Source organism: Streptomyces sp. NBC_00005, assembly GCF_045160215.1.
Lineage (GTDB): Bacteria > Actinomycetota > Actinomycetes > Streptomycetales > Streptomycetaceae > Streptomyces.
Genome location: NZ_CP108316.1, coordinates 5,832,502 through 5,854,726 on the forward strand (window position 1 = coordinate 5,832,502; position 22,225 = coordinate 5,854,726).

Genomic DNA, 22,225 nt, shown 5'->3' on the forward strand with positions numbered 1-22,225 from the left:
CCACCCTTTCACTAATTGAGTAGTGAAAGGGTGGTGGAAGGTGCCCGGCAAAGTCAAGTGCGATCGTGTGAACCGATCCGCAGGGACCGTCCGATGAGGAGACGTGAGCGAAACGAGAAGCGACGGGGAGCTGCTGCGGTCCGTCGCGGCGGACGGGGACCGGCGCGCCTTCGAGGAGCTGTACCGGCGGTACGCGCCGTGGCTGACCGCCCGGCTGCGTGGCCGCTGCGCCGACGCAGGGGTGGTCGACGACGTCGTACAGGAGACGTTCCTCGCGATCTGGCGGGGCAAGGCCCGCTACCGCGAGGAAGGGGATGTCGCCGGGTGGCTGTGGCGCATCGGCTCGCGGCGGCTGATCGACGCGCTGCGGGGCGACGGGGCACGGGGGCGGCTGCGGCAGACGCTGGCGCGGCTGCGGCACCGGGACGAGGCGTCCGCGGAGGAACGCGTGCTCGCGGGGGTGGAGCACGGTGACCTCGCGGGCGCCCTCGTCCGGCTGTCGCCCGAACTGCGGGCGGTCCTCCAGGCCACGGTCATCGACGGGCTGACCACCCGGGAGGCGGCCGTCCTGCTCGGCATCCCGCCGGGGACGGTCAAGACACGGGCGATGCGGGCCCGTAAGCAACTGCGGGAGGCGCTGGCATGAGCGGACAGGGACGCGATCGGCTCCGGGGGGCCGGGCGCTGGGACGTGGGTGGCGGTGTGGCCGGGCAGGCGGGTGTTCCGATCCGGGGAGTCGTGTGCCGGGACGGGGACGGCGGTTCGGTCGGACAGGCGGGTGCTCCGCTCTGGGGGGCCGTGCCCAGGGACGGGGACGGCGGTTCGGCCCGGCAGGCGGGTGCGCCGGTCTGTGAGGCCGCGTGCGCGTACGGCGGTGGCGGTTCGAGTGGGCTGGTTCGGGACCGGGGTCTGTGGGGACGCGGGCCGGTGCGGGGGGTGGCGGCATGACGTGGCACGTTGCCGAAGAGGATCTGCGGGCCTACGCCCAGGGCGAGTTGGCGCCGCCGCTGCTGTGGTCCGCCGACACCCATCTCGTCGCCTGTGCCCGGTGCCGGGCCGTGCTTGCCTCCGTCGGCGATCCCGTTGGGCTCGACGCCGGCTGGGAGCGGCTGGACGCCGAACTCGACGCGCCCCGCACGGGGTTCTTCGAGGGGCTGCTGGTGCGGATCGGCGTCGCCGACCACACCGCGCGGCTGCTCGCGGCCACGCCCGTGCTGCGCCGCTCCTGGCTGGGCGCGGTCGTCGCCGTGCTCGTGATGAGCGTCGCGGCGGCCCACACGGCCCAGAGCAGCCACTCGCCCACGCTGTTCCTCGCCCTCGCGCCGCTGCTGCCCCTCGCCGGGGTCGCGCTGTCGTACGGGCCCGCGCTGGACCCGACGTACGAGATGGCGGTGGTCGCGCCGGTGCACGGGTTCAAGCTGCTGATGATCCGGACGGTCGCCGTGCTCGCCGCCGGGCTCGGCCTCAGCGGTCTGGCCACCCTCGCCCTGCCGGGGTACGGGCTGGGCGCCCTCGCCTGGCTGCTGCCGGCGCTCGCCCTCACCGCGACCGGACTGGCGCTCAGCGCACGTCTTGGCCCGGTGCTCGCGCCGTCGCTGGTCGGCGGGGCGTGGGTCGTGCTGCTGCTGACGACCAAGGCGTCCGGCGCGACCGACGGCGGAACGCTGGTGCCGTTCACGGCGCCCGGGCAGGGCGTGGCGGCCGCGGTCGCCGCACTCGCCGGTGGCCTGCTCTATCTCGTACGGGACCGGTTCGACCGCTTTCAGGGCAGCGCCGTATGACGGCCATGACGCTCGCCCCCACCGACTTCCTCCTCGACTTCTACCTCTGCGGGAGTGCCGAATGACACCCACCGTCTCCGCCTCCGGGCTGAGCCTCCGCTACGGCGGGACCCATGCCCTCGACGACGTGTCGCTGCGGCTGACGCAGGGCGTCACCGGGCTGCTCGGGCCCAACGGGGCCGGAAAGACCACCCTGTTGAGGGTGCTGGCGACCGCAGTGCCCGCCGACCAGGGTGCCTTCACGGTGCTCGGGCACGACCCGGGCACCGTGGCCGGCCGGCAGGAGGTGCGGCGCAGGCTCGGCTATCTGCCGCAGACGCCCGGCTTCCACCCGGACTTCACGGCCTTCGAGTTCGTCGACTACGTGGCGATCCTCAAGGAGCTCACGGACCGGGGCGCCCGCCACCGGGAGGTGCGCCGCGTGCTGGGCGAGGTCGACCTCGGCGACGTGCGCGGAAAGCGCATCAAGAAGCTGTCCGGCGGGATGCGGCAGCGGGTCGCGCTGGCCGCCGCGCTGGTCGGCGAACCGGGCTTCCTGGTGCTGGACGAGCCGACCGTCGGCCTGGACCCCGAACAGCGCATGCGCTTCAGGGAGTTGATCGCCCAGGCGGGCGAGGGCCGCACCGTGCTCCTGTCCACCCACCAGACGGAGGACGTGGCGATGCTCTGCCACCGCGTGCTGGTGATGGCCGACGGCCGCATCCGCTTCGACGGCACCCCGGCCGAGCTGACCGCACGGGCGGCCGGACGGGTGTGGAGCAGCACCGAACGCGACCCCGGCGCGAAGGCGGGCTGGCGCACGGGCACCGGCTCCTTCCGCAACGTCGGCAGCCCGCCCGACGGCGCCGCCCTGCTCGAACCCACCCTGGAGGACGGCTACTTGCTCACCCTGGACGACGCCGGCGTGCGCACGGAGGTGGCGGCGGCATGACCACGGTGATGGAGAAAGCCCCGGTCGAGATGCGCACCCCGGGATCCCGGGGGTCCTGGTCGGCCACCTTCGCCCTGGCCCGCTTCGAGGCGCGCCGACTGCTGCTGAGCATCCCGGTGCTCCTCGCCTTCGCGGCGTACGCGGCCTGGATCGTGTGGCGCACCCCGGACTTCGAGGGCAGCTACCCGGCGCTCCAGGACGCCGACCGGGCCACTCAGAGCACCCCGCTGCTCGTCGGCTTCGCGGTGCTGCTGTGCGCCAACCACGCCGTGCTGCGGTCCAAGCGGCGCGACACGGAACGGCACTTCGCGGTCCTGGTGCTGCCGCGGTCCTGGCGCACGGCTGCGCACGCGCTCTCCGTCGTCCCGGCGGCCCTGCTCACGGCCGTCGGTGTGCTCGGCCAGTTCACCTGGAACGCGCTGCGCTCCGGCGCTGTCGGCAGCGGTTCGCCCGGCGAGCTGCTCGTGGGGCCGCTGACGGTGCTGCTGTTCGGCGTGACCGGGGTGCTGCTGGCCCGACTGGTGCCGTCGATGCTCGCGGGGACCCTGCTCATCGTGCTGTTCCTCTTCATGTTCGTCGCCGGGACGGCCCCCGCGGTCGACGGCGAGCGGGGCATGCGCTGGCTGTACCCGGTCGTGGGCGAGGCCTCCTCCACCACGCTGCCGTCGGACCTGATCGGCCGCCCCGCGGCCTGGCACGCCCTCTACCTCGCCGGGTTCGCCCTGACCGTGGCACTGCTCGCAGTGCTGGCGGGCGGCGGTCGCGGCTGGGCCCTGCAGGGCGCGCTCGCGGGCGGCCTGGCGCTCACGCTGACCGGCGGCATCGTCCAGACGCAGGCCCTCCCGGCCGCGACGACGGCGGCGCGCGAACGGGTCTCGGTGTCCCCCGAGAAGGAACAGACCTGTGTCCGGCGCGGGACTTCCACCTACTGCGCCTTCCCGGAGTGGAAGGCGCAGGCGGACACCTGGGCGGACCTGGTGGACAAGGTGCAGTCGTCGGCCGGCGGCTCCGCTCACACCCAACCCCTCGTCGTACGACAGCGCGTCGATGCCCGCTACGGCCTGAGCGGCGACGCGGCGATCGACCCGTCCACCACCCCGCACCAGGTCACGGTCGGCACGGCCTGGGGCGGAAACCGCGTCCCCGAGTTCTCGGCCGCCGTCGCCGCCGTGCTGGTCGCGGGCGACGAGAAGGCGTCGGGCTCGATGTGCGACGGCCGGATGGTGACCGTCATGTGGCTCGCCCTGAACCGGCTGCCCGACCCGATGACCTCGCTGCGCAACGTCCGCCTCGACGACAGCGTGACCGGCTCGGCCATCGTCCTCTCGCCGACGAACCCCATGTCGATGACCGCGGGCCAGACGGATGTCGTACGAGAGCTGCTGGGCAAGCCGAGTGCGGGGATCGCCGCGCAGGTGAAGGCGCACTGGGCGGAGCTGACGGCTCCCAAGGTGACGACCGCGCGGGTGGCGCAGCTGCTGGGCGTGGCCGCACCGAAGGCGGCGGACAAGTGCGAGGACTAGTACGGGAGTTGGTACGCCCCGTCTGGCGTACCCTGCCGTGGCGCGCGCTGGCGGCGGGCGGTGGCCTCGGGCTGCTGCTCGCCGGGGCGTCGCGGCTGTCGGACGGACCGCCGAACCCCTGGGTCGCCCTCACCCTGCTGCGCACCGCGGTCCTCGCCCACGCGCTCGGCCTGGTGTTCCTCCTGGACGACCCGGCCCGCCACACCACCGCCACGGTGCCCACCCGACGCGCCCTGCGCACCGCCCTCCGGCTCGCCCTCGTCACCCCGCTCACCGCACTGTGGTGGACGGCGGCACTCCTCCTCGTCCCGTCGGAGGTACGGCCCCCGACGGGCGACATCACCCTGGAGGCGGCGGCCGTCTGCGCCCTGTCGCTCGCGCTCGGCGCGGCGGCACTCCGCCTGACGGACGCCCCGCAGCCGGGCCCGTCGGTGGCGGCGGCCCTCCTCTTCACGGCCGTGATGGCGCCACTGCTCCTGCCGGACCGGTGGCAGCTGGTGGTGGCCGTGAAAGACGAGCGGTGGGCGGCGGCCCATGAGCGGTGGGCGTGGCTGCTGGCGGGGGCGGTGGTGGCTCTGGGGGCGTGCATGCCGGAGCCGGTGCGGCGTTTTCAGCCCGTCCGGCGTTTGCGGACGAGGCCGCAGGCAGACGGGGGTCCGGGGGCGTAGCCCCCAGGGACACGCGCCCCCATGCACCCGCACAGCACACCGCCCCACGGCCGGAGGCTCACGTCTCGGTGCGGTACATCAGGTCCGTCTCGTACGTACTGAATCCCAGCCGCTCGTACACCGACACCGCCGCCTTGTTGTCCCCGTCGACATACAGCATCGCCGTGGGCAGCCCCTGCGCCTCCAGATGCCGCAGCCCGATCGTCGTGAGGGCCTTGCCCAGCCCGCCGCCCTGCGCGCCGGGCCGCACGCCGAGGACGTACACCTCGCCGAGCCGGTCCGCCGCGTGGACCTTCGTCCAGTGGAAGCCGACGAGTTCGTCGCCGCGGAAGGCGAGGAAGAAGCCGGCGGGGTCGAACCACGGCTCGGCCTTGCGGTCGTCGAGGTCGCGCTGGGTCAGGGAGCCCTGCTCGGGGTGGTGGGCGAAGGCGGCGGCGTTCACGGCGAGCCAGGCGGCGTCGTCCTCGCCGGGGACGAAGGCGCGTACCGTCACGCCCGCCGGGAGGACCGGCGTGGGCAGGTTCAGGTCCGTCAACGGCCGCCGCATCTGGCGCAGTTCGCGGAACAGCGTGAGGCCGAGGACCTGTGCGAGGTGCCGGGCGGCCGAGTGCCCGCCGTGGGCCCACACCCGCAGCCGCTTGCCGGAGGCGGCCAGCAGCGCCGAGCCCAGCGCCCGCCCGTGCCCGTGCCCGCGGTGCGCGGGGTGGACGACGAGCTCGGCGGCCGGCGCCTCCACCGGGTCGGTGTCCTCCAGCTGCGCGTAACCGACGAGCTCGTCGCCGACGCTGAGCAGCAGATGGGACACGCCCTCGCGGGCGCCGCCGCGCAGTTGCAGCCGCCCCTGCTCGGACACCGCCTGCTGCCCGTCGTCATGGGCGGCCTCCGCGAGCAGGGAGAGCACGGCCTCGGTCTGCTCCGGCCGGAGCACGGCGTAGGTCTCGATGGAGCGGGTCCGGTCGGGCCGGGCGGTGTCGTCGCTGGTCATGCGTACGAGGGTAAGGGGAGGTCGCTGCAAAGTGCCGGTCAAGGGAGGGGCAAAGCACGGGCAAAGGGAAACCAGGATGTAACCACGAATCCCTTTTCGTGCTACGCGCGTTGACTCTAGGCTGCGCCGGACGGGCCACTACCTCAGCAGACCCGCCAGCAGACCCAGGCAGACCCACAGGGGGGCGCATGCCAGCCACTTCCCAGCCGTACCAGGGCCGCAGACGGACGTACCGTCTCGTCGCCGCAGCCGCCGGACTCGCCACCGCGGGCGCTCTCGCCGCCGCGCTCCCGGCGGATGCGCACGAGAGCAAGGGCGGCGACCACCGCCCGAGCCGCTACCAGGACGTACAGCTGCTGTCCTTCAACGACCTGCACGGCAACCTCGAGCCGCCGTCGGGTTCGTCCGGCCGCGTGAGCGAACTGCAGGCCGACGGGACGACGAAGACGATCGACGCCGGTGGTGTCGAGTACCTCGCGACCCATCTGCGCGAGGCCCGCAAGGGCAACGCGTACTCCATCACCGCGGCCGGCGGCGACATGGTCGGCGCCTCCCCGCTGATCTCGGGCCTCTTCCACGACGAGCCCACCATCGAGGCGCTGAACAAGCTCGACCTGGACGTCACGAGCGTCGGCAACCACGAGTTCGACGAGGGCGCCAAGGAACTGGCCCGGCTGCAGAACGGCGGCTGCCACCCCACGGACGGCTGCTACACCGACAAGAAGTTCGAGGGCGCCGACTTCCCCTACCTGGCGGCCAACGTGCTCGGCGAGAAGACCGGGAAGCCGATCCTCGCGCCGTACTGGGTGTGGAAGAAGAAGGACGTCAAGATCGGCTTCATCGGCGTGACCCTGGAGGACACCCCGGGTGTCGTCTCCGCCGACGGGGTCAAGGGCCTGAAGTTCAAGGACGAGGTCGAGACGATCAACAAGTACGCCAAGGTGCTGCGCAAGCAGGGCGTGAAGTCGATCGTGGCGCTCATCCACGAGGGCGGGCTGCCCGCCTCGGGCTCGTACAACTACAACTGCGACTCCCCGGGCGCCGGCGACGGCATCTCCGGCCCGATCGTCGACATCGCCAAGAACATCACGCCGTCGGTGGACGCGCTGGTCACCGGTCACACCCACGCCGCGTACGTCTGCACGATCCCGGACCCGGCGGGCAAGCCCCGCATGGTCACCTCGGCCGCGTCCTTCGGCCGCCTCTACACGGACACCACGCTGACGTACGACCGCGTCACCGGTGACATCGCGCGTACGTCGGTGAAGTCGGCGAACCACGTGGTCACCCGGACCGTCGCCAAGGCGCCGGACATGACCGAGCTGATCGGCAAGTGGAACACCCTCGCGGCGCCCGTCGGCAACCGCGCGATCGGCTACATCTCCGCCGACGTCCCGAGCACCGGCACCGAGTCCCCGATGGGCGACCTGATCGCCGACGCCCAACTGGCGTACGGCAAGGAACTGGACCCCGAGACCGACCTCGCGCTGATGAACCCCGGCGGAGTGCGGGCAGGGCTGACCTACACGGCCAAGGGCAGTGAGGGCGACGGCGTCGTGACATACGCCGAGGGCTTCACGGTGCAGCCGTTCTCCAACACGGTGAACCTGCAGGACTTCACGGGCGCCCAGCTGATCCAGGTCCTCAAGGAGCAGGTGAGTGGCGTGAACGCGAGCGCCACGAAGATCCTCCAGCCGTCCTCGGGCCTGACGTACACCCTGGACCTGACGAAGACGGGCGCGGACCGGGTCGTCACCGACTCCGTCAAGCTGAACGGTTCCGCGATCGACCCGGCCGCCACCTACCGCGTCGCGACCAACAGCTTCCTCGCGGGCGGCGGCGACGGCTTCACGACGCTGGGTCAGGGCACGAACGACCTGGTCGGCATCGATGACCTCGCGGCGCTGGCGCAGTTCCTGACGGCCAACTCGTCGGCGACGAACCCGATCACGCCACCGGCGGCCGACCGGATCACGATCGTGAGCTAGATCCCATACCGGAGGTAGAGGTTGCGGGTGGGGTCGGTGCGCATGGTCGGATGGATCGATGCGTACCCCCCACCACATACCGACGCATTCCTCTGCAAACCCCTACGACGAACCGGGAGCCGCAAACCTCTACGACGAACGTGGCGCCACACACCCCTACGACGAACGTGGCGCCGCGAACCCGTACGACGAACTGGGCGCCGCGAACCCGTACGACGAACTGGGCGCTCTGGACGACGGCCCGCTGGAGGAGTTCCTCCACGAGGACGTTCCGGAAGGGGACATCCAGGAAGAGGGCCAGGACGACCCCTGGGTTGCGCCCAACCACCGCCGAAGCGGCCGCCGTCGTAGGCGCGGCCGCTTCGCGGGCCTCCCGCTCGCGCTGAAGGCGGTGGTGGCAGTCGTCGTCCTCGCCGCCTTTCTCACCCTCGCCGACCGCTGGGCGCTGCTGTACGCCGAACACCGGGCGGCCAGCGCCCTCGAGGACCGGCTGAAGCTGAACGCGGCGCCCGAGGTGGAGATCGACGGCTTTCCCTTCCTCACCCAACTCGCCGACGGCCGCCTGCACTCGGTGAAGGTGACCGTGCCGGACGTCGCCGCCGACCGGGTCTCGCTGGCCAAGGTGACGGCGACCGCGCACGACGTACGGCTGAACGCCCCGGACGGACCGACTTCCGTACGGGGAGCGGGGATTCCCCGGCTCGACGGCGACGTCCTGCTCTCCTTCGACGACCTGAACCGCGAACTCGGCGCGTCCCAGGTGACGTTCACGGGACACGGCGACGACCGGGTGCTGGCCCGCGGCACGCTCCCGGTGGCCGGACACGACCTCCGGCTGCGGGCCGACGCCCGCATCGGCCGTGACGGCGACCGTTCCATCGCCACCCATATCGGCGGAATGCGCCTGGACATCGGGGACTTGGCGACCTACCGGCCCGGCACCGGTGCCACCGAGGGCCTGCACCTGACCCGCAGCTCCGCCGCACGCCTCACGCACGAGACGGCCAAGGCGAAGGCACTGTTCGCGGTTCCGGCGGTGGTACGGCGGCTCGGCGTCCCCGACTCCGCGGTGCGTCAGGCCCTGCGCTCCGACGCCGAGTTGGCGCGCGTGACCGGCTCACCGCGCTTCATTCACCGGGCCATGCGGCTCAACCTGATCGACCTGGCCCTGGAGCACCCCGCCCTGCTCAAGCGCCTCGGCTTCGACCCGTCCCTGCTGGACGCCCTGCCCCGGCTCACCCGCCCGGTCCTCGCCGACCGCCTGTCCCTGGGCTTCAGCCTGCCCACACCGCAGAGCGGGGAGCTGCGGCTTCGCGATGTGCGGGTGGAGAAGGACGGGATCAGGGTGCGGATCGAGGGCTCGGGGCTGGCCGTCGGCAGCTCCCGTTAGGGCCCGCCGACTCTCGCCGACTCCCTCCCGCTCCCGATAAAACCTGTGTGAGCGCGGGTTCAGTTCCGGGGGTCGTCTGAGAATTTATTTTCAGAGGCAACTCACATCGAATCTTATTGACGTCTAAGGCGGAAAGGCTTTTTTGGCTTCGGGAATGCCGTAGTGTTTTCCATGTCGAAAGCGAACGACACGAAAACGAAGGAGAACACGATGAGCTTCCACAAGATCGCCCCCGTCAAGAAGGCCCACAAGCCCGCGCCGGCCCCCAAGAAGAAGGCCCCGAAGAAGCCGGCTCCGAAGCGCAGGCCCGTCGCCCACAAGGGCTGACAAAGAATTCACCTGCGTAAATCCAAGTAATTCAAAGGCAATTGCAGCAGATCGGTAGAGGGACTGTTGCAGACCAGTGACAGAAAGGGAAACCCCCATGAGCTTCCACAAGATCGCCCCGGTGAAGAAGACCAACTGCAAGCCCGCCCCGGCCCCGAAGAAGAAGGCGCCGAAGAAGCCCGCCCCGAAGCGCCGCCCCGTCGGCCACAAGGGCTGAGGCACGCCGCGAGGCGGGGCCACCGGTTGGCGAGCGAGCTCGCCCGGTGGCCCCGCCTCGGCCATGTCCGAACCGTGAACCCGAAGAGAGCCGACCATGAGCGAAGTCCGTGAGGCCTTCCGCCGTTTCTGGCCGCTGACCCGCGGCGACCGCAAGTGGCTCGCGGTGATCGTCGCGTGCGTGGTGATGTCCGCGCTCGCCGAGACCGCCTCGATCCTGCTGTTCGCGGAGCTCACCGACAACGCCCTGAAGGCCGGTTCGCTCTCCGCCTTCTGGGGCCCGGCCGGCGCCTGGCTGGGCGTGGCCGTGCTCGGCGCGTTCGTCGGCTACCTCGGCAACTCGCTGGCCACCTGGACCGCGGAGAGATTCGTGCTGCGGCTACGGGCGGGCGTGTTCCGGCATGTGCAGGACCTGCCGCCGCACTTCTTCCAGAAGCACCGGCAGGGCGATCTCGTCGAGCGCCTCACCGGTGACGTGGAGGCCATCGAGCAGATGGTCGTGTCCGGCGTCGTCGGCACGGTCTCCGCCGCCTTCTCCGCCGTCTTCTACGCGTGCGCCGCCCTGTACCTGCGCTGGGACCTGGCCCTGGCCACCTTCGTCCTCGCGCCCCTGTTCATCCTCGCCGCCCGCCGCTTCGCCGGCCGTATCAAGACGGCCTCCCAGGACGAGCGGGTCGCCGACGGCGCCATCACCTCGGTGGTGGAGGAGTCGCTCGGCAACGTCGTGCTGACCCAGGCGTACAACCGCCGTGCGGACGAGGAGAAGCGGCTCGACGTCGAGGCGCGCGCCTGGATGCGGGCGAGCGTGCGCGGTGCCCGTCTGAGCGAGATGTACGAGCAGTTCGTCGAGGTCGTCGAGACCCTGTGCGTGCTGGCCGTGATCGGCCTGGGCGTCTGGGAGATCTCCGCGGGTCGTATGACCCTCGGTCAGCTCCTCGCCTTCGCCGCCTTCATCGGCTACCTCTACCCGCCGGTCCGCAACCTCGGCCAGCTCGGCCTCACCCTCACCGCCGCGACCGCGGGCGCCCAGCGCCTCAACGAGATCCTGGACGCGAAGCCGGCCGTCTCCGACCCCGCCGAACCGGTCGCCGAGTGGCCGGTGCGCGGCTGGGTCGCCTTCCACGACGTGTCCTTCCGCTACCCCGAGTCCCGCCGCGCCTCCCTGCGCGACGTCAACTTCACCGCGGGACCCGGCGAGTTGGTCATCGTCACCGGCTCCAGCGGCGCCGGCAAGTCGACCCTGTCCAAACTGCTGACCCGCTTCTACGACCCCTCGCAGGGCGTGATCAGCCTGGACGGCGTCCCGCTCACCGACATGAACCTGGAGTTCCTGCGCGAGAACGTGGCGCTGCTGCCCCAGGAGACGCTGGTCCTCAGCGGCACGATCCGCGAGAACATCGCCTGCGGACGGCCCGGCGCGAGCGACGAGGAGATCGAGCAGGCGGCCCGGGAGGCGGCGGCGCACAACTTCATCACCGCCCTGCCCGAGGGATACGACACCCACCTCGCGCCCGGCACGGCCGCCCTCTCCGGCGGTCAGCTGCAGCGCGTCGCCATCGCCCGCGCGATGCTGCGCTCCGCACCGGTCCTCGTCCTGGACGAGCCGACGGCGGGCCTGGACGCGGTGGCCGCCCGCCAGGTGGTGCAGCCGCTGCGCAAGCTGATGGCGGGCCGTACGACGATCATGATCACCCACGATCTGAGCCTCGCACCGGACGCCGACCGGATCGTGGTCGTCGACCGGGGACGGCTGGTGGAGACGGGCACCCACAAGGAACTGCTCGCCCGGCAGGGCGCCTACGCGGGGCTCGCCGAGCCGCTGCCGGACGCGGTGGCCGACGTACCGCCGGCGCACGACGAGACCATGATTCTCAGGTGGTAGTCCGCAGGGTGTAGCCCAGCCCGCGCACGGTCTGGATGAGCCGCGGTTCGCCGCGGCTCTCCAGCTTGCGCCGCAGGTACATCACGTACACGTCCAGGGTGTTGGAGGTGGGCTCGAACTCGAAGCCCCACACGTCCTTGAGGATCTGGGTACGGCTGAGCACCTTGGCCGGATGGCGCATCAGGTACTCCAGCAGCAGGTACTCGGTCTTGGTGAGGTCGAGCCGGCGGCCGCGGCGGGTGACGGTACGGGTCCGCAGCTCCATGGCGACGTCCTGGAAGGTGAGCCGGTCGTTGCCCCGGGAGACGGCGGCGGTCTTCCGCGGGGCGCGGCGCAGCAGGGCGCGCACCCGGGCGAGCAGTTCCTCGGTGGCGAAGGGCTTCATCAGATAGTCGTCGGCGCCGTTGTCGAGGGCGACGATCCGGTCGCCGACCGCGTTCCGCCCGGTGATCATCAGGATCGGGACGGTGGACCCGGAGGCCCGGATCCGCCGCGTCGCCGCCAGTCCGTCCAGGCCCGGCATGGTGACGTCCATCAGGACCAGATCGGGCGCGTCCTCGGGCAGCCCGACCAGCTCGACGACCGTGCGGCCGTCCCCGGCGAGAACCGTGTCGTACCCCTCGAACCTCAGCAGTCGCCCGATGCCTTCCCGCAGATCCGCGTCGTCGTCGGCCAGCAGAACCGTTGTCTTCGGCGCCATCCGAACACGGTGTGACGATCGGCTGTGCTGGGGCTGGCAGACGGTTATGGGTGAGCTACGGCTGCTGTGCGATCGAGCGCGGGGGACGAGCCGTCCAGTACCGCTGGAGGACGGCGCCGAGGACGCCGAAGGAGGCCAGCGGCACCCACAGGAACAGCAGGAACGGGTGCTCCGGCCGACCGAAGGCGATCTGCCAGAGATCGACCAAAAACATGGCGAACAGCACCACGAGCGTGCCGTACGCCGCCCAGGTCCACGCCTTGCGCCCCACGGCCCGCCGCAGGATCCCCTCCTCGACATGGGGACGCCGTTCCCAGGTGAGGCTGCGGTGCGGGGCGGCGGCCAGGCACAGCGCCGAGACCTCGGCGTACGGGTCGTCCAGCTGCCAGTCGTCGAGGTGCGGGAGCCGGAAGCGGCGGCCCTCCATGTCGTAGAGATAGGCGAGCCACTGGGGGGCCATCCGGCCCGAGCCGCGCGGGGACGGCTGCACCCGGATGTCGTACACCTCGTGCCAGGCCCAGGTGCGCGACCGTACGGGCCCCTGCACGGTGATGCCGGCGGCCGTGACCCGGGTGTACGCCCGGTACTGCTCCAGCACGATCCGGACCAGGGCCGCCACCATGAGCAGCGCGACCGCCCCCGATGTCCAGATGCGCAGGCTGGAGTCGTGACCGAGCTGGAGGCGGCCGGTCTGGATGAGGCCGTTCAGCATCACCACACCCACCAGGAGCAGGTACGCCTGCGGCAGTTTCCGTCGCTTGCGGTACTCGCGCTCCACGCCACTCTCGTCCATCGACGGTTTCCCTCCCCAGGCGCACCGAACAGGTGCGCGGCTGGGGAGAGAGTAAGACCGCTCGCTGTGGGCTTTTGCGGCGGGTCAGGAAGCGGTCGGCGTCCAGCCGCCCAGCCAGTCCGCGACCTCCTGGCCCGCGGCCTGGGCGTCGGTCAGCTGCGGCCGGTCGCTGCCGGCCGCACCCGAGCCCGCGCCGGTGTTCCTGTACTCGGCGAACCGGTCGTCCTTCCACGAGAAGCCGCCCATGTCGGACCAGGGGGTCGACTTGATCGCGGCGCTCAGGGTGGTGTTGCGGACCGTGGCCTGCGGGTCGACGGTGGTGCTGCCGCCCGGGTGCCAGTTGCGGCCGAGGTAGAAGCTCGCGTTGGAGACGTCACCGCTGATCGACGACTTGTTGATCAGGATGCCCTTGCGGTCGGCGGGGGTGCTGGCGGCGGTGACGTAACCGGCCGAGGACCCGTTCCAGCGCTTCTTCAGGGTGATGACGGACTTGTCGACGACGGCCGTGGCCCGCCCGAAGACGAAGTCGACGTTGCCGGTGATGTAGGAGTTGGCGACGTAGACGCGGCCGAGCTTGTCCGCGGCGGCCGTCTCCATCTCCAGGGTGTCCTGGTCGCCGTTGACGATGATTCCGTCGAGGAAGATCTTGTCGGCCTGGGTCAGCAACGCCACCGCCTGGTTGGCGATGTCCTGGTGCGAGGCCTCGTCGAAGTCGTTGGTGACGGTCAGGTTGCGCAGCTGCGAGTCGTCGGACTGGACGGAGACGGTGGCGCTGCCGGGAGTGCCGTAGGTCGAGCCGTCGGGCTTCTTCGTCCCCGCCGCGTTGTTGTAGACGATCACCGTGTCCTTACGGCTGCTGCCGGCACCCTGGATGGTGACGTGCGGCTTGTTCGCCGGGACCTTCACGACCTCGCGGTAGGTGCCGGGCTTCACCGAAATGACCACGCGGGAAGCGTTGTTGGCGGGTACGGCGTCCACGGCGGCCTGCACGGTCCTGTACTGGCCGCTGCCGTCCTGCGCGACGGTGAGGGTGGCGGCAGCGGCGGCGGTCGTAGCAGTGGTCGTGGTGGTGGCCGTCGTACCGATCGAACTGCGCGGCCCCGTACCGGACTTGAGCAGGCTCGGCACGTCGGCGGCTTTGTCCAGTGTGTAGCTGTAGTAGCTCTTCGGATCCCAGGACGCGCCCGAGCCGCCGCTCTCGTTCTTGCCGGTCGTCGCGGAGAACACGTTGCCGCGCTGCACGAGCGTGGCCGTGCTGTCCCTGGTCACCGGGTTGTTCATGCCCTGGAAGTAGGAGTTCTCCAGCAGCATGTTGGTCCTGCCGCGCGCGTAGTTGCCGTAGGAGGACGTGATGGCGGTGCCCGGGTCGTCCTCCAGGTAGTTGTTGTAGAGGTGCGCGTGGGCGACGTTGTCCGTGGACGGGTTGCGCTGCTCGGTCTCGCGGATCCAGTTGTGGTGGATCGTGATGTTCGAGGTGACGTTGTCGGTCCAGCCGATGCCGAAGGCCTTGTTCTCCTGGCTGAGCTTGTTCCAGGAGACGGTCAGATAGGTCGTGTCCTTGCGGCTGTCGATGAGCCCGTCGGCCATGTGCCGGATGTCGTTGTGATCGATCCACACATGGTGGGCGCCGTCCATCTGGATGCCGTCGTAGTCGTGCTCCTTGTCGTTCCAGGTGCCCTGGTAGGCGTCCCGGATCGTCAGGTTGCGGATGATGACGTTGTGGACGCCCTCACCGAGGAAGAACCCGCCGGCCACGATCTGCCCGGAAGTCCCGGCGCCCACGATGGTCTTGTTGCTCTGGACCTTGATCTCTTTCCCGACCGGATCCATGGTGATGGTCGCCGCGACGACGATGACGTACGGATCGGCGGACGTCGCGTACTTCTCCAGGTCGGCGAGGGTCTTCACGGTGACCGTCTTGCCGTCGCGGCCGCCGTAAGTGCCGTTCTGCCCCAGGGCGTTGACCGAGGCGAAGCCGTCGGCGGTGGCGGTGGCCCAGACGGGGGCGGTGGCGGCGGACGCCTTGGGCTGGGTGCCGGGGAGCATGCCGTAGGCCAGGGTTCCGGCGGCGGCGAGGGCGAGGGGGACGGTGATGGCGAGAGCGGTTCTGCGCCGACGGTGCTGAGCCATGCGGGAATCCGTTCCGTGCGGGGGGACAGGGACCGTCGATAGGTCGCCACCCCGCACGGAAAGGTTGCCCGTCCCGTTACTCCACTTCCGGAGGGGGCGTGGGAGCCCCCGGAATCCGTACGGTCGCCACCGTGCCGCCGCCGGCCGCGCGGGCCAGGGTGACCTCGCCGCCGGCCTGTTGCACCGTGCGCGCGACGATCGACAGGCCGAGGCCCGAGCCCGGCAGGGCGCGTGCGCTGGGAGAGCGCCAGAAGCGGTCGAAGACGTGCGGGAGTTCCTCGGCGTCGATGCCGGGGCCGTGGTCGCGGACGGTCAGGACGCCGTCGTCGAGCTGGACGTCGATGGCGCCGCCCTCGGGGCTGAACTTCACCGCGTTGTCCAGGATGTTGACGACCGCCCGCTCCAGGGCGGAGGGCTCCGCCCGTACGTACCAGGGCTGGAGGTCGGCGGTGATGGTGAGCTCCGGTCCGCGCAGGCGCGCGCGGCGCAGCGCCGCCTCGACCGTGTCCTGCAACGAGACCACCTGGACGCGCTCACCCCGCTGCCCCTCCGACCGCGCCAGCTCCTGCAAGTCGCCGATCAGGGCGGCCAGTTCGGTCATCTGCGCCTTCACGGAGGCGAGGAGGGCCTTGCGGTCGGCCGGGGGGATGGGACGGCCGGTCTCCTCGCTGCGGGTGAGGAGTTCGATGTTGGTGCGGAGGGAGGTGAGGGGGGTGCGGAGTTCGTGACCGGCGTCGGCGATGAGCTGCTGTTGGAGCTCGCGGGAGCTGGCCAACGATGACGTCATCGAGTTGAAGGAACGGGAGAGCCGGGCGATCTCGTCCTCGGCGTCGTCCTCGACGGGGATGCGGACGCTCAAGTCCTCGGTACGGGCCACCTGTTCGACGGCTTCGGTGAGCTTGTCGACGGGGCGCAGCCCGGCGCGGGCGACCGCGAGGCCGGCGGCGCCGGCGCCGAGGACTCCGATGCCGGAGACGAGGAGGAGGATCAGGGCGAGTTCGTTGAGCGTGGACTGAGTGCTCTTGAGGGGGACCGCGACGAGGAGGGCGGCGCCCGTGTACAGCTGGGGCTGGCTGCCCATGCCCTGGCTGACGTACAGGGGCGTGGTCAGTACGCGCACGGCGTTGCCGTCGGAGTCGGTGCCGTTGCGGAGCAGTCCCTGGCGGCTCGCTGCGTTCCTGACGATGTTCTTGTCGGAGCCGGTGACCTTGACCGTGCCCTCGGAGTTCGACGAGACGCAGCCCTTGCCACCCGCCGTCACCAGCTGGAGGTAGATCGAGTCCTGCGCCCGGAAGTCACCCATGGTGTCCACCGGGGTCTCGGGGCAGTCGGTGAGCGTGCTCGCGACGGCTGAGTACGGCTGAGGTCGCGCCGCCTTCTGCAGGTCTTCGTCGAGCTGGTCGTACAACTTCCCCTGCACGATGAACCAACACGTCACCGAAACCGCCGCCACCGCGAACGCCACCGCCGCAGCGACCAGCATCGCCAGCCGCGACCGGATCGGCAGCGTCTGGAAGCGGCGTAGAACCTTCCTCACTCCGCGCCGCCCTGCCGCAGCACATACCCCACGCCCCGCACCGTGTGCACGAGGCGCGGTTCGCCGCCCGCCTCCGTCTTGCGGCGCAGGTACATCACGTACACGTCCAGGGAGTTGGACGACGGCTCGAAGTCGAAGCCCCACACCGCCTTCAGGATCTGCTCACGCGTGAGCACCTGACGCGGGTGTGCCATGAACATCTCGAGCAGCGTGAACTCGGTGCGGGTGAGCTCCACCGGGCGCCCGCCCCGCGTGACCTCCCGCGTCGCCAGATCCATCCGCAGGTCCGCGAAGGTCAGCGCCTCGTCCTCCTGGGCCGTACCGGCGATCGCGGCCGCCGCGTACGAGCTGCGCCGCAGCAGCGCGCGGACGCGGGCGAAGAGTTCGTCGAGTTCGAAGGGCTTGACCAGATAGTCGTCCGCGCCGGCGTCCAGACCCGTCACGCGGTCACCGACCGTGTCCCGCGCCGTCAGCATCAGGATCGGCGTCGTCGTGCCGGCACCGCGCATGCGGCGCGCGGCGGTCAGGCCGTCCATGCGCGGCATCTGGATGTCGAGGACGACCAGGTCGGGCTGGTACGCGGTCGCCTTCTCCAGGGCGTCCGCGCCGTCCACGGCGACCTCGGTGTCGTACCCCTCGAAGACGAGGCTGCGCTGGAGTGCTTCGCGCACGGCCGGCTCGTCGTCGACGATCAGGATGCGCTGGGGGTCACGGTCGCCATCGGCGGGGCTCATGGGCTTCGGATTCCTCAGATGCGGTGGGACGACGACGGGCTGAAGGTGCTGGGACGTACCTGAACGTGCTGACTGCCTTCAGCCTCGCATGTTTCCCTGCGGGGGCGTTACGGGAGAAGGGCCGGGTGCGATCAGCCGCGCATCGCCGTGAGCCGGTTCAGCGGCACCTTGCGGCGGTGCGGGCGGGCCGCGGTGGTGCGCAGGCCCATCAGCTGGGGGGCCGCCACCAGCTCCGGCGCCCGCGTCACCGGCGCGTGCAGTTCGTACGCCACCTCGAGGGCCAGGGCGAAGCCGGCCGGATCGGTGCCGGCGACCGTGTGGGAAACCTGCTTGATCATGACGTACTCCCTACTCGCGTGCGGTGTGGGTTCAGTTGTCGCTGCCGCCGGCCCGCAGTGTGGCCAGGTCGGACTTGACGGTGTTGATCGGGATGGCGAAGCCGAGGCCGACGCTGCCGGCGTCCGAGGAGCCGGAGGACGACTGCGAACTGGCCGAGTACATCGCGGAGTTGATACCGATGATGTTGCCGCCGGCGTCGATCAGCGCGCCGCCGGAGTTGCCCGGGTTGAGGGACGCGTCGGTCTGGATCGCCTTGTACGTCGTCGTCGACGAACCGGTGTCGCCGTTGAACTGCTGGCCGCCGAAGGAGAACGGCCACTGGCCGTTGCCGCCGCCCTGGCCCTGCCCCTGGTCCTGGCTCTGGCTCTCGTCGGTCGAGACGGTCACGTCGCGGTTCAGGGCCGAGACGATGCCGCTGGTGACGGTGCCGGTCAGGCCCTCGGGCGAGCCGATCGCCACGACCGTGTCGCCGACCTGGACGCCGTCGGAGTTGCCGAGGGTCGCCGCCTTCAGGCCGGAGGCGTTCTCCAGCTTGATCAGGGCGAGGTCCTTCTTGCTGTCGGTGCCGACGACCTTCGCGGTGTACGACTTGCCGTCGCTCGTGTTCACCTTGATCGACGAGGCGCCGGAGATGACGTGGTTGTTGGTGATGATCTCGCCGCCGCTGCTGATGATCACGCCGGATCCGGTCGAGGAACCGTTGCTCAGCGTGGCGTTGACCTCGACGATGCTCGGGCTGACGGCCGCGGCGATGGTGGCGACGTCGCCCTTCTTGCTGGACGGCACCACATTGGTGGTGGTGCTGGTGGCGACGGTGTCGCTGCCGGTCAGCTGCTGGAAGGCGTACGCGGTGCCGCCGCCGACGGCCGCGGCGACGATCGCCACGGCGGCCAGCAGGGCGATGGGGCCCCGGGTCCGCTTCTTCGGCGCCGGAGCGGGGGCGGTGGGGAGGAGAGCCGTACCGCCGCCGTTGCCGTCACCGTGGTGGCCGCCGAAGCCGGAACCCTCGGCCGTGACCGGCTGCACCGTCGCCGCCTGCTGCATGGGCTGCACGGGGTGCGCGGGCGGCTGGGCCGGCGGGGGCGGCCACTCGGGGTTCACCGGGGAGGAGACGTGCTGCTGCGCGCCCTGGTACGGGTTCTCGTAGCTCTCGTACTCGCCGCTGCGGCGGAAGCTCTCGGTCATGGAACAGAGCTTGTCGCGTGACCATGAGAGCTCCCTGAGTGCTTGCTGAGAAGCCCGGCAGAACCTTGTTTGCCCGATATAAAGAGCCTTCTCGCGGCTCGGCGGGTGCGCTCAGACAACCTTCATGCGCGCCCGCACGACCGTCAGGTGCAACCGCAGGACTTCCGCACCACCAGCCGCGAGGAGAACTGCTTCAGCCGCTCCCGCCGTGATCCCGCCACCCGCAGTCCGTCGTCGAGCACGAGGTCCACGGCGGCCCGGGCCATCCCGGAGCGGTCCGAGGCGACCGTGGTCAGGGGCGGGTCGGCCAGCGCCGCTTCCTTGATGTCGTCGAAGCCGGCCACCGCCAGCTCGCCCGGCACGTCGATCCGCAGCTCGCGGGCGGCCCTCAGCAGGCCGATCGCCTGGTCGTCGGTGGAGCAGAAGATCGCGGGCGGCCGCCGGGGGCCGGAGAGGATCCCGAGAGCCACCTGATAGGCGTCGTAGCGGTTGTACGGCGCCTCGAAGAGCCGGCCCTCGGTCGAGAGCCCGGCCTCCTCCATCGCGCGCCGCCAGCCCTCGACGTGGTCGGAGACCGGGTCGCCGACCACCGGGGTCTGCGCGGTGCCGCCCATGCAGGCGACGTACTCGTAGCCGTGCTCGATCAGGTGACTGACGGCCTGCTGGGCGCCGTCCAGGTCGTCGATCACGACGGCGACGTCGTCGATGGCCTCGGGCCGCTCGTGCAGCAGGACCACCCGGGCGTCCCAGGCCTCGATCTCGGCGGCGGCGTTGTCGTTCAGCGCGTGGCTGACCAGGATCAGCCCGGACACCCGCATGCCGAGGAACGCCCGCAGGTAGTGGACCTCGCGCTCGCCCACGTAGTCGGAGTTCCCGACCAGCACCATTTTTCCGCGCTCGGAGGCGGCCTGTTCGACCGCGTGCGCCATCTCCCCGAAGAAGGGCTGGCGCGCGTCCGGCACGATCAGGCCTATGAGGTCGGTGCGCCGCGACGCCATCGCCTGGGCGACCCGGTCCGGCCGGTACCCCAGTTCCTTGATGGCGGCGAGGACACGCTCGCGCGTGGCCGGGGCAACCGGCCGGGGTCCGTTGTTGATGACATAGCTGACGACGGCGGTCGAAGTCCCCGCCAGTCGCGCCACGTCATCCCGAGTCACCTTGGCCACGCGCGGAGTCTACGCGGATATACCTGCTCTGGGCAGGGCGAGAAGGAGCTTCCCGCGGGGGCACCCGTGCCGAAGCAATGCCCCCTTCCGGGGTCCGCTATGCCTCGGCCGGTACCTCGGCCGCGTCCAGGGCGGCCGTCTCGTCCGCATCCTCCGGCTTTGCCCGGGCTGCCTTGGCCTTGGCCTCCTCGGCGGCCCGGTCGACCTTCTCAGGAGTAACGAATCGATAACCGACGTTCCGGACGGTCCCGATCAGCGACTCGTGCTCGGGCCCGAGCTTCGCGCGCAGCCGTCGTACGTGCACGTCGACGGTCCGCGTGCCGCCGAAGTAGTCGTAGCCCCAGACCTCCTGCAGCAGCTGCGCGCGCGTGAAGACGCGGCCCGGGTGCTGCGCGAGGTACTTGAGGAGCTCGAACTCCTTGAAGGTGAGGTCGAGGACCCGGCCCTTGAGCTTGGCGCTGTAGGTCGCCTCGTCGACCGACAGGTCGCCGTTGCGGATCTCCATCGGGGAGTCGTCGTTGACGATCTGCTGCCGGCCCATGGCCAGGCGCAGCCGCGCCTCGACCTCCGCCGGACCCGCGGTGTCGAGGAGCACGTCGTCGATGCCCCAGTCGGCGGTGACGGCCGCGAGGCCGCCCTCGGTGACGACGAGGATGAGCGGACAGCCGGGGCCCGTGGAGCGCAGCAGCTGGCACAGGCTGCGGACCTGCGGCAGATCACGGCGCCCGTCGATGAGAATGACGTCGGCACCAGGGGTGTCGACGAGGGCGGGCCCTTCCGCCGGGGCCACTCGCACGTTGTGCAGGAGCAGGCCGAGGGCGGGGAGCACCTCCGTCGACGGCTGGAGGGCATTGGTCAGCAGTAGCAGAGAACTCATACGTCTGGTTCCTCCTCGGTCCCTGCGAGGACGTAAGCGGTGCGGCACTGCTCTGCGATCCCGGGGCCCCGTACACCTGCGGTTTCCCGCGTCGTATACAACGCTTCCGAAAGCACAAAAGGACCCGGGGGCTACGCTGCCCGAGTCCTCTGCCCAGCAGAATAGCCCACATGAGCACTGGTCCGGCAGGTCATGTGGCGCGATCCACCATTGGTCCGCATCCCGAGACGGGCAGACGGGGGCTTTTGCGTACGTTTCTGAGCACCGACGACGGGATTGCGATCGATTCCGTATACGAACCGGGTGCGGTCGTATACGACGCCTCGACGCAACCTTCTGTTTTCCCCGTGTTCGTCGTCGCCCACGGGTTCACGGGCGACGTGGACAAGCCCCATGTACGCCGCGTCGCGCAGGCGTTCGCGCAGTACGGGGCCGTGGTCACGTTCTCCTTCCGCGGCCACGGCGCCTCCGGCGGACGCTCGACGGTCGGCGACCGGGAGGTCCTCGACCTGGCGGCCGCGGTGGAGTGGGCGCGGGAGCTCGGGCACGCGCGCGTGGTGACAGTCGGCTTCTCGATGGGCGGTTCCGTGGTGCTGCGGCACGCGGCGCTGTACGGACAGGGGCGCGAGGGGCGCACGGAAGCGGCGACGGACGCGGTGGTTTCGGTGAGCGCTCCCGCCCGCTGGTATTACCGGGGCACGGCCCCTATGCGGAAGCTCCACTGGCTGGTAACGCGTCCCGAGGGCCGGCTGGTGGGCCGCTACGGATTCCGTACGAGGATCCACCACCAGGAATGGGACCCGGTGCCGCTGTCCCCGGCGGAGGCGGTGCCGAGGATCGCGCCCACCCCCTTGCTGATCGTGCACGGCGACCGGGACGGCTACTTCCCGGTCGATCATCCCCGGATGCTCGCGGCCGCCGCCGGCGACCACGGCGAACTGTGGCTGGAGCCCGGCATGGGCCACGCGGAACACGCGGCGACCGACGACCTGCTGGCCCGCATCGGGGACTGGGCCGGCTCACAGGCGGGCTAGCCTGGCGGGGTACACCGCCGATCGACCTTCTACTGATCG

General features: G+C 70.8%; 19 protein-coding genes. 9 read left to right on the forward strand and 10 right to left on the reverse strand.

Features of this window, described 5'->3' with window-relative positions; translation table 11 throughout:
• Nucleotides 1–103: 103 nt before the first annotated feature.
• The 5 genes from OG303_RS26775 to OG303_RS26795 all read left to right on the forward strand — a co-directional run bounded on the left by OG303_RS26775 (nt 104) and on the right by OG303_RS26795 (nt 4,903).
• Nucleotides 104–646: an RNA polymerase sigma factor gene (locus OG303_RS26775; protein ID WP_405871461.1), complete on the forward strand. Its 543-nt coding sequence runs from the start codon at nt 104–106 to the stop codon at nt 644–646.
• A 298-nt stretch (nt 647–944) separates the two neighbouring features.
• Nucleotides 945–1,781 carry a zf-HC2 domain-containing protein gene (locus OG303_RS26780; protein ID WP_405871463.1) on the forward strand — a complete coding sequence of 279 codons (837 nt, stop codon included), beginning with the start codon at nt 945–947 and terminating at the stop codon, nt 1,779–1,781.
• 61 nt (nt 1,782–1,842) lie between these two features.
• Nucleotides 1,843–2,712, forward strand: a complete 870-nt coding sequence (locus OG303_RS26785; RefSeq protein ID WP_405871464.1) for an ABC transporter ATP-binding protein — start codon at nt 1,843–1,845, stop codon at nt 2,710–2,712.
• Nucleotides 2,709–4,235: an ABC transporter permease gene (locus OG303_RS26790; protein ID WP_405871465.1), complete on the forward strand. Its 1,527-nt coding sequence runs from the start codon at nt 2,709–2,711 to the stop codon at nt 4,233–4,235. The genes OG303_RS26785 and OG303_RS26790 overlap by 4 nt, the downstream gene beginning before the upstream one ends.
• Nucleotides 4,223–4,903, forward strand: a complete 681-nt coding sequence (locus OG303_RS26795) for an ABC transporter (RefSeq protein WP_405871467.1) — start codon at nt 4,223–4,225, stop codon at nt 4,901–4,903. The genes OG303_RS26790 and OG303_RS26795 overlap by 13 nt, the downstream gene beginning before the upstream one ends.
• Nucleotides 4,904–4,961: 58 nt before the next feature.
• Here OG303_RS26795 and mshD read toward each other — a convergent pair whose 3' ends face one another.
• The gene (mshD, locus tag OG303_RS26800; RefSeq protein WP_405871468.1) at nt 4,962–5,888 is read right to left on the reverse strand and encodes a mycothiol synthase; all 927 of its coding nucleotides are present in this window, start codon (nt 5,886–5,888) and stop codon (nt 4,962–4,964) included.
• A gap of 188 nt (nt 5,889–6,076) precedes the next feature.
• On the opposite strand from mshD, the gene OG303_RS26805 reads away from it, so the two are divergent.
• The 3 genes from OG303_RS26805 to OG303_RS26815 all read left to right on the forward strand — a co-directional run bounded on the left by OG303_RS26805 (nt 6,077) and on the right by OG303_RS26815 (nt 11,691).
• Nucleotides 6,077–7,876, forward strand: a complete 1,800-nt coding sequence (locus OG303_RS26805) for a bifunctional metallophosphatase/5'-nucleotidase (RefSeq protein WP_405871469.1) — start codon at nt 6,077–6,079, stop codon at nt 7,874–7,876.
• Between the two features lie 58 nt (nt 7,877–7,934).
• Complete coding sequence (locus OG303_RS26810) at nt 7,935–9,266, forward strand: DUF2993 domain-containing protein (protein WP_405871470.1); 1,332 nt, start codon at nt 7,935–7,937, stop codon at nt 9,264–9,266.
• A 640-nt stretch (nt 9,267–9,906) separates the two neighbouring features.
• Entirely contained in the window at nt 9,907–11,691 is a 1,785-nt protein-coding gene (locus tag OG303_RS26815; protein WP_405871471.1) for an ABC transporter ATP-binding protein, read from the forward strand.
• Here the strand turns inward: OG303_RS26815 and OG303_RS26820 are convergent.
• The 9 genes from OG303_RS26820 to OG303_RS26860 form a co-directional block, all read right to left on the reverse strand.
• Nucleotides 11,681–12,391, reverse strand: a complete 711-nt coding sequence (locus OG303_RS26820; protein ID WP_405871472.1) for a response regulator transcription factor — start codon at nt 12,389–12,391, stop codon at nt 11,681–11,683. The two genes, OG303_RS26815 and OG303_RS26820, sit on opposite strands and share 11 nt — an antisense overlap.
• Nucleotides 12,392–12,446: 55 nt before the next feature.
• A complete protein-coding gene (locus OG303_RS26825; protein ID WP_405871474.1) occupies nt 12,447–13,184 on the reverse strand; it encodes a PH domain-containing protein in 738 nt (245 codons plus the stop codon).
• An 84-nt stretch (nt 13,185–13,268) separates the two neighbouring features.
• Nucleotides 13,269–15,314: a pectinesterase family protein gene (locus OG303_RS26830; protein WP_405871476.1), complete on the reverse strand. Its 2,046-nt coding sequence runs from the start codon at nt 15,312–15,314 to the stop codon at nt 13,269–13,271.
• A gap of 76 nt (nt 15,315–15,390) precedes the next feature.
• The gene (locus OG303_RS26835; protein ID WP_405877492.1) at nt 15,391–16,797 is read right to left on the reverse strand and encodes a sensor histidine kinase; all 1,407 of its coding nucleotides are present in this window, start codon (nt 16,795–16,797) and stop codon (nt 15,391–15,393) included.
• Between the two features lie 50 nt (nt 16,798–16,847).
• Entirely contained in the window at nt 16,848–17,585 is a 738-nt protein-coding gene (locus tag OG303_RS26840; protein WP_405871478.1) for a response regulator transcription factor, read from the reverse strand.
• A gap of 131 nt (nt 17,586–17,716) precedes the next feature.
• Nucleotides 17,717–17,923: a hypothetical protein gene (locus OG303_RS26845; protein ID WP_405871480.1), complete on the reverse strand. Its 207-nt coding sequence runs from the start codon at nt 17,921–17,923 to the stop codon at nt 17,717–17,719.
• A 31-nt stretch (nt 17,924–17,954) separates the two neighbouring features.
• Entirely contained in the window at nt 17,955–19,109 is a 1,155-nt protein-coding gene (locus tag OG303_RS26850; protein WP_405871481.1) for a S1C family serine protease, read from the reverse strand.
• A gap of 143 nt (nt 19,110–19,252) precedes the next feature.
• Nucleotides 19,253–20,275 (reverse strand): LacI family DNA-binding transcriptional regulator, encoded by a 1,023-nt coding sequence (locus OG303_RS26855; protein ID WP_405871482.1) that lies wholly within the window; start codon nt 20,273–20,275, stop codon nt 19,253–19,255.
• Nucleotides 20,276–20,372: 97 nt separating this feature from the next.
• Nucleotides 20,373–21,152 carry a winged-helix domain-containing protein gene (locus OG303_RS26860; RefSeq protein ID WP_405871483.1) on the reverse strand — a complete coding sequence of 260 codons (780 nt, stop codon included), beginning with the start codon at nt 21,150–21,152 and terminating at the stop codon, nt 20,373–20,375.
• Between the two features lie 170 nt (nt 21,153–21,322).
• Here OG303_RS26860 and OG303_RS26865 point away from each other — a divergent pair, with 170 nt between their 5' ends.
• Complete coding sequence (locus tag OG303_RS26865; RefSeq protein ID WP_405871484.1) at nt 21,323–22,186, forward strand: alpha/beta hydrolase; 864 nt, start codon at nt 21,323–21,325, stop codon at nt 22,184–22,186.
• Nucleotides 22,187–22,225: the final 39 nt, after the last annotated feature.